This is a genomic window from Rikenella microfusus DSM 15922 (genome assembly GCF_000427365.1).
GTDB lineage: Bacteria > Bacteroidota > Bacteroidia > Bacteroidales > Rikenellaceae > Rikenella > Rikenella microfusus.
Genome location: NZ_KE386488.1, coordinates 159828 through 175999, shown reverse-complemented (window position 1 = coordinate 175999; position 16172 = coordinate 159828). Strand labels below are relative to the sequence as shown.

Here is a 16172-nt window from a genome sequence, read left to right as displayed (position 1 = left end):
ACGGCAAGCGCGTTTCGTCAGGAACGCCCGAATCGCAAAAGCAGGCACGAAGTCGCCGAAGCGATCGCTCGCGCGGCGTGGCGCAAATCGCGTGATAGCGGAAGCGTGTGCCCGCGCAGAACAAGCCATATTGTGTATCGTCGAGCGGCGGGCTACAGGTCGAACAGGGTCGGTTCGATATACCGCGGTTTGGACGGCTCGGCCGGCGTTTCGGTCGCGGCGTCCGCCTCATGCCGTTCGAGGGCTTCCTCTACGGTGACAGGTTCCGGCAACGCCTCATTGACAGCCTCGGCCAACGCCTCGGTTTTCACCACGATCTCGGTATCGGTGCTCTCGCTGCCCAGTTCGGACTTGATCTCCAGCAGGACGGCCCGGATGCGGCCCAGATGTTCGAGAATCTGCACGTCGCGCTGCAGCGCGTTTTTGTTGTCCCTGATGTATTTCTCCGCGCCGGCCAGCGTCATCCCCTTCTCCTTGACCAGGTGGTAAATGAGTTTGAGGTTCTCGACATCCTCCGGCGTGAACAGGCGGTTCCCTTTGGCATTCTTGCGGGGCTTGAGCACGGCGAAACGTTTTTCCCAGAAACGGATCAGGGAAGGGTTCACGTCGAACATCTCGGACACTTCGCCCATGCTGAAAAACATCTTCCGGGATCGTTTCTTTTCGTCGGTCATACCTGCGTCTTCGTTTGGCGTTTCGGTCCGCCAAGATAGTGATTTTTTCCGTACCTTTACCGCCCGGATGCAGAAGACGATCACGATACAAGGCCGGGTGGTGCCGGGACGGAGGCTGGGGCGCACGCTGGGATTCCCGACGGCCAATGTCCACCTGGCGGCGGACGAGTGCCGCGGGCGGCGTATGGCCGGCGTATGGCTGGCGAGGATCGTGCTGGAGCAGACCGGCGGACGGTACTGGGCGTTGGTGAACGTGGGGACGCGGCCCACGGTGGAGGATGCCGGACGCTGCAAGGCCGAAGCGTGGCTGTTGGATTTCGACGGGGACCTTTATGGGCAGCGGATCGCGATCGAGCTGCTGGAATTCCTGCGGCCGGAAAAGAAATTCGCCTCGGTGGACGAACTGCGCGAAGCGATGGAACGGGACAGACGAAATGCACTCAATATCATAGAGAACGATGGATATACCTTATAAAGTGGCCGACATGGCGCTGGCGGACTGGGGCCGCCGGGAGATCGAAATTTCGGAGCACGAGATGCCGGGGCTGATGGCCCTGCGGAAAAAATACGGCCCGCAGAAACCGCTCCGGGGAGCGCGGATCATGGGTTCGCTGCACATGACGATCCAGACGGCGGTGCTGATCGAGACGCTGGTCGAACTGGGAGCCGAGGTGCGCTGGTGCTCGTGCAACATCTTTTCGACGCAGGACCATGCGGCGGCGGCCGTCGCCGCCGCGGGGGTACCGGTGTTCGCCTGGAAGGGCGAGTCGCTGGAGGATTACTGGTGGTGCACGCGGCAGGCGCTGACTTTTCCGGGAGGGAAAGGGCCGCACCTTGTCGTGGACGACGGGGGAGACGCGACGCTCTTAATCCATAAAGGATTTGCAGCCGAGAACGATGCGGCAATCTTGGATAAGACGCCGGCCAACCAGGAAGAGGCGGTCATTCTGGCATTGCTGAAAGAGACTTTAGCGGCGGAGCCGGGCAAGTGGCACGCGATGGTGGAGGAGCTGCGGGGCGTTTCGGAGGAGACGACGACGGGGGTGCACCGCCTGTACCAGATGATGGAGCGGGGCGAGCTGTTGTTCCCGGCGATCAATGTCAATGACTCCGTTACCAAAAGCAAGTTCGACAATCTGTACGGCTGCCGGGAGTCGCTGGCGGACGGTATCAAGCGGGCTACGGACGTGATGATCGCGGGCAAGGTAGTGGTGGTCTGCGGTTACGGCGACGTGGGCAAGGGCTGTGCGGCGTCGATGCGGCACTACGGGGCGCGGGTGATCGTGACGGAGATCGACCCGATCTGCGCGCTCCAGGCGGCGATGGAGGGATTCGAGGTGAAGACGGTGGAGGAGGCGCTGCCGGAGGGCAATATCTTCGTGACGACCACCGGGAACCGGGACATCATTACGCTGGAACATATGCGGGCGATGCGCGACCAGGCGATCGTCTGCAACATCGGCCATTTCGACAACGAGATCCAGATGGACCGGCTCAATGCGTTCGAAGGCGCGGTACGCACGGAGATCAAGCCGCAGGTGGACAAATATACGTTCGCCGAGGACGGGCATTCGATTTTCGTGCTGGCCGAGGGGCGTTTGGTGAATCTGGGCTGCGCGACGGGCCATCCGTCGTTCGTGATGAGCAACTCGTTCACCAACCAGACGCTGGCGCAGCTGGAGCTGTGGCGCAAGGATTACGAAACGGGCGTCTATCGTCTGCCGAAGCACCTGGACGAAGAGGTGGCGCGGCTGCACCTCGAACGAATCGGGGTACACCTGACTACTTTGACGCCGGCGCAGGCGGAGTATATCGGCGTACCGGTCGAGGGGCCGTACAAGGCGGATTTCTACCGGTATTGACGCCCGTCGGCGATAGACAGTACATTTAAACGGCCCGGACATGCTTTGCGACCTTTGGGTCGCGCGGGCCGCAGCCTCCCGCAGCGGAGGCCCGGTGCCGCTGGGCACTCCAGCCGGGCTGTAAGCACTCCTTTTTTCCGAAGGCTGCGACCCTCGGCAAATAACGGTAGGTTTAATTGTATGTCTGTCGCCGACAGGCGTTTGTTCTTTCTTCGCCCGCTGGTGCCGCCCGGACACGAACAGGGCAGGAACCCGCCTTCGCCGGCTCCGGGCGCAAAGTTGATAAACATATTTCCGGAGGTTTCCGGTTGCGACGACCGGTTCCGTAAAACGAACGGGAGGGAACCCTCTTTGACAGGTTCCCTCCCGTTCGTTTTACGGAACGCCGCCCGATTCTATTCCTCCGGGATACCCATCTTTTCCAGCAACGGGCCTACGGTCGGTTCATGGCCGGCGAATTGCCGGAAAAGGATCATCGGATGCTGCGAACCGCCGGGCGTAAGGATATGTTCGCGGAACGAACGCGCCGTCCGCTCGTCGAAAATCCCGTTCAACTTGAAAAGGGCGAAAGCGTCGGCTTCCAACACCTCGGCCCATTTGTAACTGTAATATCCGGCCGCATAGCCGCCGCCGAAAATATGGCCGAAACCGGTCGAGAAACAAGTGCCCTCCACCGGCGGCATCACCTGTGTGCGGCTGACCGCCTCCCGTTCGAAAGCGGCCACATCGCACGACGTGTCGAGCGGTTCGGAAACCGTATGCCACGCCATGTCGCAAATGCCGAATTGCAGCTGGCGCACGCAGGCGTAAGCCGCCAGGTAGCGTTTGGTCGCTTCGATCTTGTCGATCATCCCGGCCGGCATCTTCTCGCCGGTTTCGTAGTGCGCGGCCCACAGATCGAGAAACTCCTTCTCGCTGACCCAGTTTTCCATGATCTGCGACGGCAGTTCGACGAAATCGCGCCGCACGTTGGTTCCCGTCTGGCTGGGATAGCTGCCGCGTCCGATCATCCCATGCAGGCCGTGTCCGAATTCGTGAAAAATGGTGGTCACTTCGTTGAAACTCAACAGCGACGGACGTTTCCCGGCCGGCTTCGTAAAGTTGCAGACGAGCGACACTACGGGGATGACCTGCTCGCCGCTCTGCGGATCGACGTACGCCTGCCGGTAAGAGGTCATCCACGCGCCGCCCTGTTTGCCGGGGCGTGGGAAATAGTCGATATAAAGAATCGCCATCGGGCTTCCGTCGCCGCCGCGTTCGGGATCGTCGTACACTTCGAAAGCCCGCACGTCGGGATGATACGCCGGAATATCCTTGTTCTCCTCGAACGTCAGCCCGTAAAGCCGCCCGGCGAGCATGAACATGGCCTCCTGCACCCGTTCCAGACGGAAATAGGGACGGGTCATCTCATCGTCCAGATCGTAAGTCGCGGCCTTGTATTTTTCCGTGTAGTAAGCCCAGTCCCAAGGCATCAGTCCGCCTTCGAGTCCCTGCGCGGCCGCATATTCCCGGATACCGGCGATCTCTTTTTCGGCATAGGGCTTCGTTTTGGCGAGCAATTCGTCCAGGAGCGCATTCACCCGGGCGACCGTCCCCGCCATCCTCTCTTCCAGCACATAGTCCGCGAAAGTGGCGTATCCCAGCAGGTTGGCGAGCCGCAGGCGCAGGTCGGCAATCCGCACCACCACGGAGCGGTTGTCGTGTTCGCCGCCGAAAGCGCGGCTGTTGTAGGCGCGGTACATCCGTTCGCGCAGGTCGCGCCGGGCGGAGTAGGTCATGAACGGTACGTAGCTCGGCGCGTGCAGCGTGAAGAGCCATCCCTTTTTCCCGGCCGCTTCGGCTTCGGCGGCCGCGCTTTCCCGCACGGACTCCGGCAGCCCGGCCAGCTCCGCTTCGTCGGTCAGACAGAGCTGCCATTTGTTGGTCGCCGCGAGCACGTTCTGTTCGAAACGCAGCACCAGCTGCGAAAGTTCGCCGGTGATGGCGCGGTATTCGCTTTTCTGTTCCGGCGTGAGATTGGCGCCCGAACGGACGAAACTCTTGTAAGTCTCGACGAGCAGGGTGCGTTGTTCGGTGGCCATCCCCGCGAACCCGGAAACCTCGGCCTCGTCGTACACCGATTTCACCCGCCGGAACAGCCGCTCGTTGAGCATGATGTCGTTGGAGAAATCGGTCAGCATCGGCGAGAGTTCCATCGCGAGCGACTGCATCGCGTCGCTGGTTTCCGCGCTGTTCAGATTGTAAAAGACATTCAGCACGCGCTCCAGCGGCTGCTGGGCGAATTCCAATGCGACGACGGTATTCTCGAACGTGGCCTCGTCGGTGTTCGTCGTGATGTCATTGACGGCACGGTGGCCGTCTACGATGAGCCGTTCGACGGCCGGGCGGTAATGTTCGAGCCGTATTTTCTCGAACGGCGGAACGCCGTAAGGCGTTTTCCAGTCCGACAGCAGCGGATTGGCGTGGTCGTCGGCGCCGGCGCATCCGGCGAGCAGGGTCGTGGTACTCATAAGGGTCGCGATGGTTTTTAGGGTTCTGGGCATCTCTGGCGGGGTGTTTGTCAGACCGAAATAACGATAGCCGGAAAACCGACGGGATGCGCGCTCCGGCCCGGGCGCGGCGGCACGTATCAGTAGCTGTAATAATTGTCGATAAAGCTGTTGGTTTTCTTATACTTGACCAGGTCGGACAGCACCGAACTCTTGGCCCGGATCGAGAAGGTCCAGCTCTGGCGGAACCCGACGGGCACCCACGAAAAGGTGGCTTGCAGGCAGTGCATGTCGCGGCGGATCATCACGGTACCCGGCGTGAGTTTGTTCATCTCGAAGTCGTACCCGGCCCCGAATTCGACGGCCCATTTCGATGTCAGGTTCACTGAGCCGTTGAAGCTGACGGTCTGCGACCGCGTTACGGTCTTGCCCGGCCGGCTGAAACTGAAACTGTAATTGAACGAAAAACTCCACGGGATACTGAAATCATAATACTGGGTGGCCAGCATCTGCGCCCGCCTCATGGCCGTAGCGTACTGGTTCTCGGTCTGGTTGAAGAAGCCGCCGTTCTGCGCAGGGTCGTTCAGCGCCGCTTCGACGTCGGCCCGGGTATTGTTGTCGGGGTTGTTGCTGGCCGGCGTGTTGGACGAGGAGCTGCTGCGCACCTTGGAACTGAAGCCGTAACTGAATCCGGTGCTGAACGAGGTGAGGCGGGCCAGTCCTTTGCCGTGCGAGACGACGAATTTATCGATCCTCCGTCCGTTGTCGTCCACGATATAGGGGTCGAACGTAGCGTTCACGTTCAGGCTCAGCCCTTTGACCAGCGTCGTGCGCACATTGACGGTAAAGGGGCTGAGTTTCAGCGAGTCGGCCAGGAAGTTATACCCCGAACTGATATTGAACGCCTCGAAAATCTTGATTTTGCGGTAACCGCTGGTGTCCTTGGTAGTGGGCACTTTCATCTCCAGCGTGTTGTTGATCCCGAAAGTGAGCCCCATGCTTTCGCCGCTGCCCGGCACGCCGTAGATTTCGTTGGCGAAAGGCGAATAGGTCATGGTACCGCCGTGCTTGTCGCTCTGGATGGTACGGTAGTAGCCGTAGCTCTCCTTGCCGAAATTCGGGGCGTAATTGAAGCTGATGCTGGGCGTCATCACGTGGCGAAGCTGGATCTTGCCCTTGCGTCCCAGTTTGTAGCTCCCGTACAGGCGGGTATTGGCCGACAGCGAGGCGCTGTAATCGTAAACGCGGTAGAACCCGTGCGTGGTATCGGTATTTTCGACCCGTTCGGTCTCCGGATTCCAGTCGCGGTAGATCTTGCGGAAATACCACCGTTCGCGGTAGGTGAAGTTGGGCGTGATATTCAGGTATTTCAACAGGTTGAACGAGGCGCTCACCGGTAACTGGTGCTGGAAGCCGAGTTTCATCTGGTCGAACATCTCTTTCTTCATGAAATCCTTCTGCTTGAAACCGGAGACGCTGTTGGAGAAATTGGTCTGGAACGTGAACGCGATCTTTTCGTACCACCGCTCCTTGCCCACGGCGTTTTTGCGCTTGAACGGATTGATGCGGGTCACGTTGAACACGACCGAAGGCAGCGTCAGCGACATGATGCTGTCGCGCAGGCTCTGGCTGTGGTTGGCGTTGATCGAGAGCGAAAAAGGCTTGCCCGCCCAGTTCTTGGAATAGGCGATCGACGAACTGGTCTGGGCGGCCAGGTAGTCGTTCATGTCCGTCGCGTTGTACTGATTGTACTTGCTGGTGGAGTAATTGACGCTGGCCGAGAAGGTGGAGTTGGGCCGGAATTTGGCGTCCTGCTGATGCGTCCACCGGATCTGCATGTTCTGCTGGTTCACGTAATCGGCGCTGCCTTTCTCGCCGAAAACGTCCTTGGCGAAATCGAATTGGAAATTGCCGTTGAATTTGTAACGTTTGCGGTAACTGGACGCCGCCCCGGCTTCCCACGAGCCGAGGGTATAGATGCCCCCCGTGAATTTCAGGTCGAGGTAGTCGTTGAATACGAAATAGTACCCTCCGTCGCGCAGGAAGAACCCCCGCGTGGTCTCTTCGCCGACGGTCGGCAGGATGAAACCGGAGTGCCTGGCTCCCTGCTGGGGGAAGAAACCGAAGGGCAGCCCCAGCAGATAGAACGGAACGTCTTCGATCACCATGTAGGCCGGACCGAAAACGACCTTTTTTTTCGGTTCGACCGTCCCTTTGGTCATCTGGAGGTAAAAGTGCGGGCACTCCGCGTCGCAGGTGGTATAACGGCCGCCTTTCATGTGGAGCACGTCGTCGGGCATCTTCTTGACCAGCCCGCCGGTGATGATCCCTTCGCCCTCTTTGGTGTGGGCGCCCCAGATCAGCGCCTTCTTGGTGTCTATATTGTAGCGGACGGAGTCCAGCTCGTAGGTGGTGTTGTCCTGGATGAATTTGGGGCGGATATATTTATTGCTCATCGTATCGACCTCGCCCCGCGCGGCGACGTTCTTGTCGTCGAGGTTGAGCTTGATCTGTTCGGCCTCGACCTGCAGGTCGGTGTATTTCACCTCCCCCTTGCGGTACATATAGAGGTTGCCCGTGCGCACGTCGTATACCAGCGAGTCCTGCTGCGATCCCGTAACGCGGTCGGCCAGCGGCGAGCCGCCTTTGCGCCTGGCGGAATCCGCCGGAACCGCGTTCCGCGCCGTCGAGTCCGGCCGGATCGCGACGGTGTCCGCCGGCAGGCTGTCCGGCCGCACGAGCGTATCGGCTGCCGATACCGGCAGGCTGTCGGTCGCGGTGCGGAGCGTGTCGTCCGGAACAGCTGCCCGGCCGGCCGGCAGATGCGGAGCGGCGGGAAGCACGGCCGCCGTCCACAAGAGCAGCAGGAGCGAAAAAAATATCCGTTTTCGTTGTGCCGGGCGCAAAATCCGATGAAATAGGTTAAATTTGTCCGCCAGCCTTTGCGCGGGGCGCATACGGGCGACCCGCAAAGGTAATCAAAAATGGGGAATCGCAAAGCAGGCGGTATGAAGCTTCTGACGGCTATAAGAAACGTATTTTTTCCGGTTATCGGTATGCTGTGGCTTTCGGTCGGGCCGGCGCCGGCCCGACCGGGAGCCGAAGGCACCCTGCGGTGCATCGTGATCGACGCGGGGCACGGCGGCAAAGACCCCGGCGCGGTGGGCAACGGCCAGCAGGAGAAGGCGATCAACTTAGGGGTGGCGCTCAAGCTGGGACGCATGATCGAACAACAGCTCCCGGGCGTAAAAGTGGTTTATACGCGCCGGGACGACCGTTTCATCCCGCTGGCCGACCGAAGCAAAATCGCCTCCCAGGCGGGCGGCGACCTCTTCGTCTCGATCCACACCAATTCGAGCACGAGCAGTTCGGCTTCGGGCACGGAGACCTATGTGATGGGCGAAGACAAAGGGAACCGCAACCTCTCGGTGGTGATGCGCGAAAACGCGGTGATCAGCCTGGAGGCCGACTACACTTCGCGTTACGAGGGCTATGACCCGAACTCGTCGGAATCGCTCATCCTCTTTTCGCTGATGCAGTACGCCTACCAGAGCCAGAGCCTGTCGCTCGCGGAACTGATCCAGGGGCAATATGCCTCTTACGCGCAACGGGGGAACAAGGGGGTCAAGCAGGCCGGGTTTCTCGTGCTGTGGCGCACGCCGATGCCGAGCGTGCTGACCGAGGTGGGCTTCATCTCGAATCCTGCGGAGGCGAAGTACCTGGGTTCGGCCGCCGGACAGGAAAAAATCGCGGCGTCGATCTTCCGGGCGGTGAAAGAGTACAAACGCCGCACCGACAGCCGCACGCTGGCCAAAGGGCCGGCACGGGATGCCGGTGTCGAAACTCCGGCCCGCAAACCGGCCGTTCCGGCTGCTGCGGACACGAAAAAATCCGGACAAACGGCTCCCGTCGGCACGAAAAATGCAGCACGCACCGTATTCCGCATACAGGTGAAAAGCTCGCTCTCGAAAATTCCGCTAACCCGCTCCAATTTCGGCGATTATGCGTCGCAGGTGCAGGAGCGGCGGATCGACGGGCGCTATAAATATTACTGCGGTTCGAGTTTTTCTTACCAAGAAGCGTTACTTTTGCAACGCAAAGTGCGCCGCACGTTCCCCGATGCCTTCATGGTGGCTTTCCGGGACGAGCGGCCTGTGCCGCTGGCGGAAGCGCTCGAACAATAGGGCCGCCGGGGTCCCTTTTTATTCAGGAACATCGTCGAACATGAAAAAAACGAAACTCTCGCGCGAGGCAAAGATAGGCATCTACGGAATCTGCATGATCCTGCTGCTGTATCTGGGGATCAACTTTATCAAGAGCCAGGACATCTTCAGCCGGGACAACACTTATTATGCGGTGTACGACAATTCGGACGGCATCGAGGCCTCGTCGCCGGTCACGATCAAAGGTTTCCGGGTGGGGACGGTGGACAACGTATGGTACGACGTGCCGACCGGAAAAGTGATCGCGGAGTTTTCCGTCAAAAGCGACTACCCCGTGCCTGCCGATTCGAAAGCGAAGATCGCCAGCGCGTCGCTGATGGGCGCCAAAGTGATCGATTTGCAGCTGGGTACCGACGGCCGGCTGCTGGAAGACGGGGATACGATCCGGTCGCTGATGGAGCCGGGGCTGATGCAGCTGGTCACTTCGGAGTACGATAAGATCAAGGAGATGGCGGCCTCGCTGGTGGAACGGGTATCGAAAGCGCTGGACGGGGTCAATGCCGTGCTGAGCGAAGAGAATGCGGCCAACCTGTCGGGCCTGCTGGCCCATGCCAACTCGATCAGCGGCAATGTGGATCGCATGGTAGTCGAGGATCTGAATCCGATGATGGCGAACCTGCGTTCGCTGTCGGCCGAACTGGACACGGCGGGGCCGAAAATCACCCGCATCGTCGAACGGGTGGATACCTTGGCCGGCTCGATGAGCGCATCCGTACCGGTGCTGATGACGAATGCGGCACAAGCCGTCGAAAGGCTCAACGCGGCGATGGCGGCGGTGAACGATGCCGAGGGCAGCGTCGGCAAACTGATCTACGACAAGGAGTTGTACGATAACCTGACGGAGGCGTCGCAGAGTCTCACGCTTCTGTTGCAGGACATGAAAACGAACCCCGGGCGGTATATCCATTTCTCGGTATTCGGCGGGAAAAAGAAATAGGCGATTGCTTTCGAACCGTGCCGGTAAGAAACGTATGATTCAAAGGCAGGGAAATATTTTCTCGACCTTCCGACCCGCCCGCTGACGTGCAGCCGTCCACTGTTTTGCCGGCTGCCTTTGTCCGATTCGGAGACCGCCTGCAGAAGACGCATTGCGGCTTCCCGCCGGGGGGAGACGGTCGCCGCCCGCTGACGCGGAAGCCTGATTTAACCGTATAGTTAAAATACCTCATTTATCGGCTTTGCGCCCACCCCCATCGGGGCAAACTCCCGGTCGGAGTGCCCGGCGGCACCGCGAAAGCCGGCGATTCTTCCGAATCGCAAAAACTAAAAAACGTAGGGTTAAAAACTCCTTTTTCCGGCGTCTTACATTTGTACCCGAAGTACGGGTAAAGACTGCTGGCCCGGGAATGTGCGATTTTCCGTTCCGACGGGAGTTGGGAGCAGGGAATCGCATTCCCGGCGACTTTTTTGTCTCCTTTTTTGGTCGTGCAACCGACGCAGCAGCCGAGAGCCATCGGGCTTGCACGAATGGCCGAGGCGCAAGGAGGAAACCGTAGGTAAAAAAGGAGATGCCTCGCCGGCATGAGGCGTCCGGATAAACCGGTGCCCCGCGGCATAAGCGGGCGAAGACCAACAAACGCCCGTCGGCGAAAGACATATAATTAAACCTACGATTTATAAATCCGGACGCCCGGGAGCGGTCGCAATTTTCGGCGCATAAAGCGACGAATTGCGGGCCTCCCGAGGGGAGGCGTCCGGCCCGCGCGACCTAAAGGTCGCAAAGCATGTCCCGGCCATTTAACTGTACATTTAATTCATACAGTGTAGCCCGGGGCCAGTGAAGGCAAAACCGCAGGTCGCAGCCCTGCGCCGGGGGTGGCTCCGGGCTGGCCGCTACGCGGACAAATAACCCTACGGTTAACATACTTTACCCGTTCGGCTTTGCGCCCACCCCCCGAAGCGGCGTAGCCGCTTGGGCGCAAAAGCCGGCGATTCTTATGAATCGCATAAATAAAAAACGTCGGTTAAATATATCATTTTCGGCTTGCCTTCCCGGTCGTTGAAAACCGTCCGGCGTTGAGCAATCTGCGGTTCCTGATGAATCGCAGAAATAAAAACATCGACGATCCGGCGCCGGCCGGAAGTCGAAGATTCGGAACCGCAGATGGTGCATCGTCCCGGAAAACGGACAGGTAAAACCTGAAGAAAAAATTACGAAATCAAAAATATGAATGCAGAAAATACGGTAAAGGATTGCTGCGAACGGGCAGTGGCGGCGCTTTACGGCGCCGGTGCCGTACCCGCGTTGCAGGTGTCCAAGACACGTAAAGAATTCGAAGGGGATTATACCCTGGTGACCTTCCCGTTGCTGAAGGTAAGCCGCAAGTCGCCCGAAGCGACCGCGCAGGAGATCGGAGAGTGGCTCCAGGCCAACTGCCCGGAAACGGTGGCCGGTTTCAACGTCATCAAAGGATTCCTGAACGTTTCGCTGACCCCGGAATACTGGCTCGGCTGTCTCGGGACCCTGATGCGGACCCCCGGTTACGGTTTCGTGTGCGACAGCGGCCGGACCGTCATGGTCGAATACAGCTCGCCCAACACCAACAAACCCCTTCACCTGGGCCATATCCGCAACAACCTGCTCGGTTACTCCGTGTCGAAGATACTGGAAGCCAACGGATGCAACGTCATGAAAGTCAATCTGGTGAACGACCGCGGCATCCACATCTGCAAATCGATGCTGGCCTGGCTCCGCTTCGGCGGCGGCGAGACCCCGGAATCGAGCGGCATGAAAGGCGACCACTTGGTAGGAAAATATTACGTCGCTTTCGACAAAGCCTATAAAGCCGAAGTCAAAGAGCTGACGGCGCGGGGCATGGACGAAGATACCGCCAAACGCGAAGCCCCCATCATGCGCCAGGCGCAGGAGATGCTGCGCCGCTGGGAAGCCAAAGATCCGGAAGTGTACGGCCTGTGGGAAAAGATGAACGGCTGGGTTTACAAAGGGTTCGACGAAACCTATGCCGCCCTGGGCGTATCGTTCGACAAGGTCTACTACGAATCGAACACCTACCTGTTGGGCAAGGAGATGGTGCAGAAAGGGCTGGCCGAGGGGATCTTCTTCCGCAAGGAAGACGGCTCGGTATGGGCCGACCTGACGGGCGACGGGCTGGACCAGAAACTTCTGCTGCGCGGCGACGGGACGAGCGTCTATATGACGCAGGACCTCGGCACGGCCGTACAGCGCCACGACGAATACCGTTTCGACGACATGATCTATGTCGTCGGCAACGAACAGAACTACCACTTCCAGGTGCTGAAACTGATTCTCGGCAAACTGGGCTATGCCTGGTCGGACAATATTTTCCACCTCTCGTACGGGATGGTGGAGCTGCCGGAGGGCAAGATGAAGTCGCGCGAGGGTACGGTGGTCGATGCCGACGACCTGATCGCTGAGATGGTCGCCACGGCCCGTACCGTGGCCGAGGAGGCCGGCAAGGTGGACGGTCTATCGTCCGACGAGATCGCGGAGATCGCGCGGATCGTGGGGCTGGGCGCCCTGAAATACTTTATCCTGAAAGTCGATCCGAAAAAGACGATGCTTTTCGACCCGAAAGAGTCGATCGATTTCAACGGGAACACAGGGCCGTTCATCCAATACACGTATGCTCGTATCCGGTCGCTGCAACGCCGGGCCGAAGCGGAGGGCGTCGCTGTCGCGGCTTCGACGGGCGACTTCGACGCGGGACGCCGTCCGCAACCGAAAGAGATCGAGCTGATCAAGCACCTGACGGAGTTCGGGGGCGTGGTGGCGCAGGCGGGAGCGGAATTCTCGCCGGCGGTGGTAGCGGCTTATGCTTACGAGCTGGCCAAGGAGTTCAACCAGTATTACCACGATTATCCGATCCTAAAGGCGGATGTCGCGCCCGCCGACCGTACCTTCCGCCTGTCGCTGGCGGCCCAGGTGGCAGGCACGCTGAACAGGGCGATGGGGCTTCTGGGCATCGAGATGCCGGAACGCATGTAAACCTTTCGCCGATTTTTAACCGTTCGTTTCTTATCGCGGTTCCGGCTCGGAAGTGCACCGTTCCCTTTGCGGACACCCGGCGCGCGGCGGTTGCGGCGGCTTTTTCTTTTCAAAAGACGGAACGGTTGCCTCCGGGGCGAGGCACAGCGATAAAAAACGGAAAGATAAACGATAAAGAGAGTATATAGGATATGTTCGAGAATTTGAGCGATCGGTTAGAGCGGTCCTTCAAGATACTGAAAGGACAAGGGCGGATCACCGAGATCAACATCGCCGAATCGTTGAAAGAGATCCGGCGTGCCCTGATCGAAGCCGACGTGAACTACAAAGTGGCCAAGAGTTTCACCGACGAGGTGAAACAGAAGGCTATCGGCCAGGAAGTCATCAAGGCCGTGAACCCCAGCCAGATGATCGTCAAGATCGTGCATGACGAGCTGGCTGCCCTGATGGGCGGCACCGCCACGCCGATCAACCTGAAAGAGAACCCTGCCGTCATTTTGGTGAGCGGTCTTCAGGGTTCCGGGAAAACCACCTTCAGCGGCAAGCTGGCCTTGCATCTCAAGAAGAAAGGGCGCGGCGTGTTGCTCATCGGCGGCGACATCTACCGTCCCGCGGCGATCGACCAGCTCAAAGTGCTGGGCGAGCAGATCGGCGTGGAGGTCTATTCCGAACCCGACAACAAGACCGATGCTGTGGCGTTGGTGCAGAACGGTATTCGGTATGCGAAATCCAAAGGGGGGACGTTTAACACGATTATCATCGACACCGCCGGCCGACTGGCCATCGACGAGCAGATGATGCGCGAGATCGCGGCCATCAAAGAGGCCGTCAGGCCGTCCGAAACGCTCTTCGTGGTCGATTCGATGACCGGTCAGGACGCGGTGAATACGGCCCGGGAGTTCAATGAACGGCTGGACTTCGACGGGGTGGTGCTGACCAAGCTGGACGGCGACACGCGCGGCGGGGCGGCGATCTCGATCCATTCGGTGGTGGACAAGCCGCTCAAGTTCGTGAGCATGGGCGAAAAGATGGAGGCGCTGGACGTGTTCCATCCGGAGCGCATGGCGGACCGTATCCTGGGCATGGGCGATATCGTGTCGCTGGTGGAAAAGGCGCAGGAACAGTTCGACGAGGAGGAGGCCCGCAAACTCCAGAAGAAACTGGCCCGCGACCAGTTCACGATGCAGGATTTCCTGAACCAGATCCAGCAGATTAAGAAGATGGGTAATATCAAGGATCTGGCTTCGATGATTCCGGGCGTGGGCAAGGCGCTCAAAGACGTGGATATGGACAACAGCGTGTTCAAACAGACGGAGGCGATCATCCAATCCATGACGCCGGCCGAACGGGAGAATCCGGGGCTGTTGAACGGGGTGCGCAAGGCGCGTGTGGCGAAGGGAAGCGGAACGGATGTGGCGGCGGTGAACCGGTTGCTGAAACAGTTCGACCAGACGCGTAAGATGATGAAAATGGTGGCGGGAGGCGGAGGTGCCATGGCCCGTATGGCGGGCGCTGCGGCTATGATGCGACGTAAGCGCTGAGCCTTTTAACCGTTCGTTTATGGGGATTGTTTTCGTTTTGAGGCAACCGTTCTTCCTTTGAAAAGAAAGAACGGTTGCCTCAAACTTAAATGTGATAGATAAACGAAGGATAGATCAGGCCATATCTTTGTAGAGGTCGAGTTCGCCTCGTTCCGCCGCCTTGTGGATGGCTGCCAATCGGGCGACTACCGGCGATACCACCTCCAGGACATCCTTTACGTAACGTTCCGCCGCTTCTGCCTTTTTTTCGGCTCCCGGCCCGTCGTCTTTTGCCGCCGTTCCTTTGAGCCGGCACAGCATGACCGAGTACAATGCCCGAAAACAGGCTTCCATATCGCTGATACCTTCAGCAGCCATATCGCTTTCTCCGGCGATCGCCGATTTCAGTTTCGGTAATTCCGGCGCCAGTGCCGCATATACCTTGTCGTAGCCCTGCTCATGCCCTGCCGGCGCCTTGAGCAGATGCAGGTGCAGATCGTTCAGGTCCGCAATGAGGTGCAACGTATGGTCCAGGTGGCCCGTCTTCTCTTTTCCCTCCGTTTTCAACAGGTTCACCATATCCATGTACCAGAAGAAAAGCGCCTGTTTCTGCTCCTGATCCAGTTCCGTATGTGGTTCCACCAGCGTGGAGTAGATCTTTTCCGGCGATAGTTCCAGCGCCCGCAACATATCTTCCAACTGCCAGAGGTACAGGATATATTCCGCTATATTTTCACGTCTTTTTTGTTTCGCAGTCAGCATAATTCTGAATTTTCGAGGTTTTTCAGGCCCGGCCGCAGCATGGTTGCCGTTCCGCGGCCGGGCCGCTGTTATCCGGTATTCCGGCACGGTGGTTACCGTCCGGAACAGATACAAAAATAGTACAATTTTTGAGCAGACGGCTCTTGTTTGGCGGGCCTGCCTCCAGTAGGTCGCGGCTGAGACTTTCCGTCTGTTCCGACTGATATATAATCGTACAGTTAATTTTATGGCCGGAGCCAGCGAGGCCTCAACGAGCATTGCGAGTTGCAGGCCTTCGCCGGGGGTGGCTCCGGCCTGACAAAGGGAAAACTTTACACAAAATCGTACGGTTAAATGGCCGGGATATGTTTGGCGACCTTTAGGTCGCGCGGGCCGCAGCCTCGCCCCGCGGAGGCCCGCAAAATCAGTCGCTCACGCGATTGTTGCGTCCTCCGCAGGCTGCAGCCCTCGGCAAACAACAGGACTGTTAATCGTATATTCGCAGTTCGCCGCTATACTCGTTTGTCGGGTAGAGGCTGCCGGACCGGGAATGTGCGATTTTCCGTTCCGACGGGAGTCGGGAACGGGTAATCGCATTCCCGGCGACTTTTTTGCTTACTTTTTTGGTCGCGCAAAAAAGTAAGTGCCTCGCCGGCATGAGGTGTCCGGAGAAGCCGGTACTCCCGCGGCATAAGC

General features: G+C 59.0%; 10 protein-coding genes. 6 read left to right on the top strand and 4 right to left on the bottom strand.

The annotated features are described in order from the left end of the window. Positions 1-152: 152 nt before the first annotated feature. Positions 153-674: a MerR family transcriptional regulator gene (locus RIKMI_RS14505; protein ID WP_084135136.1), complete on the bottom strand. Its 522-nt coding sequence runs from the start codon at positions 672-674 to the stop codon at positions 153-155. Positions 675-741: 67 nt separating this feature from the next. On the opposite strand from RIKMI_RS14505, the gene RIKMI_RS0101560 reads away from it, so the two are divergent. Both RIKMI_RS0101560 and ahcY read left to right on the top strand, forming a co-directional pair. After that, positions 742-1149, top strand: coding sequence for a riboflavin kinase (locus RIKMI_RS0101560; protein ID WP_027290197.1), 408 nt, complete (start codon positions 742-744; stop codon positions 1147-1149). Further along, positions 1133-2536: an adenosylhomocysteinase gene (ahcY, locus tag RIKMI_RS0101555; protein WP_027290196.1), complete on the top strand. Its 1404-nt coding sequence runs from the start codon at positions 1133-1135 to the stop codon at positions 2534-2536. Before RIKMI_RS0101560 ends, ahcY begins: the two co-directional genes overlap by 17 nt. A 395-nt stretch (positions 2537-2931) precedes the next feature. Here the strand turns inward: ahcY and RIKMI_RS0101550 are convergent, their stop codons facing one another. Continuing rightward, complete coding sequence (locus tag RIKMI_RS0101550; protein ID WP_027290195.1) at positions 2932-5046, bottom strand: M3 family metallopeptidase; 2115 nt, start codon at positions 5044-5046, stop codon at positions 2932-2934. A gap of 119 nt (positions 5047-5165) precedes the next feature. Beyond that, the gene (locus RIKMI_RS0101545) at positions 5166-7931 is read right to left on the bottom strand and encodes a putative LPS assembly protein LptD (protein ID WP_245584929.1); all 2766 of its coding nucleotides are present in this window, start codon (positions 7929-7931) and stop codon (positions 5166-5168) included. Positions 7932-8081: 150 nt separating this feature from the next. Between RIKMI_RS0101545 and RIKMI_RS0101540 the strand changes: the two genes are divergently transcribed. The 4 genes from RIKMI_RS0101540 (at position 8082) to ffh (ending at position 14756) form a co-directional block, all read left to right on the top strand. Next, positions 8082-9209 carry an N-acetylmuramoyl-L-alanine amidase family protein gene (locus RIKMI_RS0101540; RefSeq protein WP_084135306.1) on the top strand — a complete coding sequence of 376 codons (1128 nt, stop codon included), beginning with the start codon at positions 8082-8084 and terminating at the stop codon, positions 9207-9209. A 40-nt stretch (positions 9210-9249) separates the two neighbouring features. Next, on the top strand, positions 9250-10185 hold the full coding sequence (locus RIKMI_RS0101535) for an MlaD family protein (RefSeq protein WP_027290192.1): 936 nt from the start codon (positions 9250-9252) through the stop codon (positions 10183-10185). A 1230-nt stretch (positions 10186-11415) separates the two neighbouring features. Continuing rightward, positions 11416-13215, top strand: a complete 1800-nt coding sequence (argS, locus tag RIKMI_RS0101530; protein WP_027290191.1) for an arginine--tRNA ligase — start codon at positions 11416-11418, stop codon at positions 13213-13215. A gap of 191 nt (positions 13216-13406) precedes the next feature. After that, a complete protein-coding gene (ffh, locus tag RIKMI_RS0101525) occupies positions 13407-14756 on the top strand; it encodes a signal recognition particle protein (protein WP_027290190.1) in 1350 nt (449 codons plus the stop codon). 114 nt (positions 14757-14870) lie between these two features. Here ffh and RIKMI_RS0101520 read toward each other — a convergent pair whose 3' ends face one another. After that, positions 14871-15497, bottom strand: coding sequence for a DUF4924 family protein (locus RIKMI_RS0101520; RefSeq protein WP_027290189.1), 627 nt, complete (start codon positions 15495-15497; stop codon positions 14871-14873). Positions 15498-16172 lie beyond the last annotated feature (675 nt).

Bases quoted from the DNA above. Each gene is read 5' to 3' on its own strand.
- RIKMI_RS14505 (WP_084135136.1), bottom strand. From the start codon at position 674: ATGACCGACGAAAAGAAACGATCCCGGAAGATGTTTTTCAGCATGGGC.
- RIKMI_RS0101560 (WP_027290197.1), top strand. From the start codon at position 742: ATGCAGAAGACGATCACGATACAAGGCCGGGTGGTGCCGGGACGGAGG.
- ahcY (WP_027290196.1), top strand. From the start codon at position 1,133: ATGGATATACCTTATAAAGTGGCCGACATGGCGCTGGCGGACTGGGGC.
- RIKMI_RS0101550 (WP_027290195.1), bottom strand. From the start codon at position 5,046: ATGAGTACCACGACCCTGCTCGCCGGATGCGCCGGCGCCGACGACCAC.
- RIKMI_RS0101540 (WP_084135306.1), top strand. From the start codon at position 8,082: ATGCTGTGGCTTTCGGTCGGGCCGGCGCCGGCCCGACCGGGAGCCGAA.
- RIKMI_RS0101535 (WP_027290192.1), top strand. From the start codon at position 9,250: ATGAAAAAAACGAAACTCTCGCGCGAGGCAAAGATAGGCATCTACGGA.
- argS (WP_027290191.1), top strand. From the start codon at position 11,416: ATGAATGCAGAAAATACGGTAAAGGATTGCTGCGAACGGGCAGTGGCG.
- ffh (WP_027290190.1), top strand. From the start codon at position 13,407: ATGTTCGAGAATTTGAGCGATCGGTTAGAGCGGTCCTTCAAGATACTG.
- RIKMI_RS0101520 (WP_027290189.1), bottom strand. From the start codon at position 15,497: ATGCTGACTGCGAAACAAAAAAGACGTGAAAATATAGCGGAATATATC.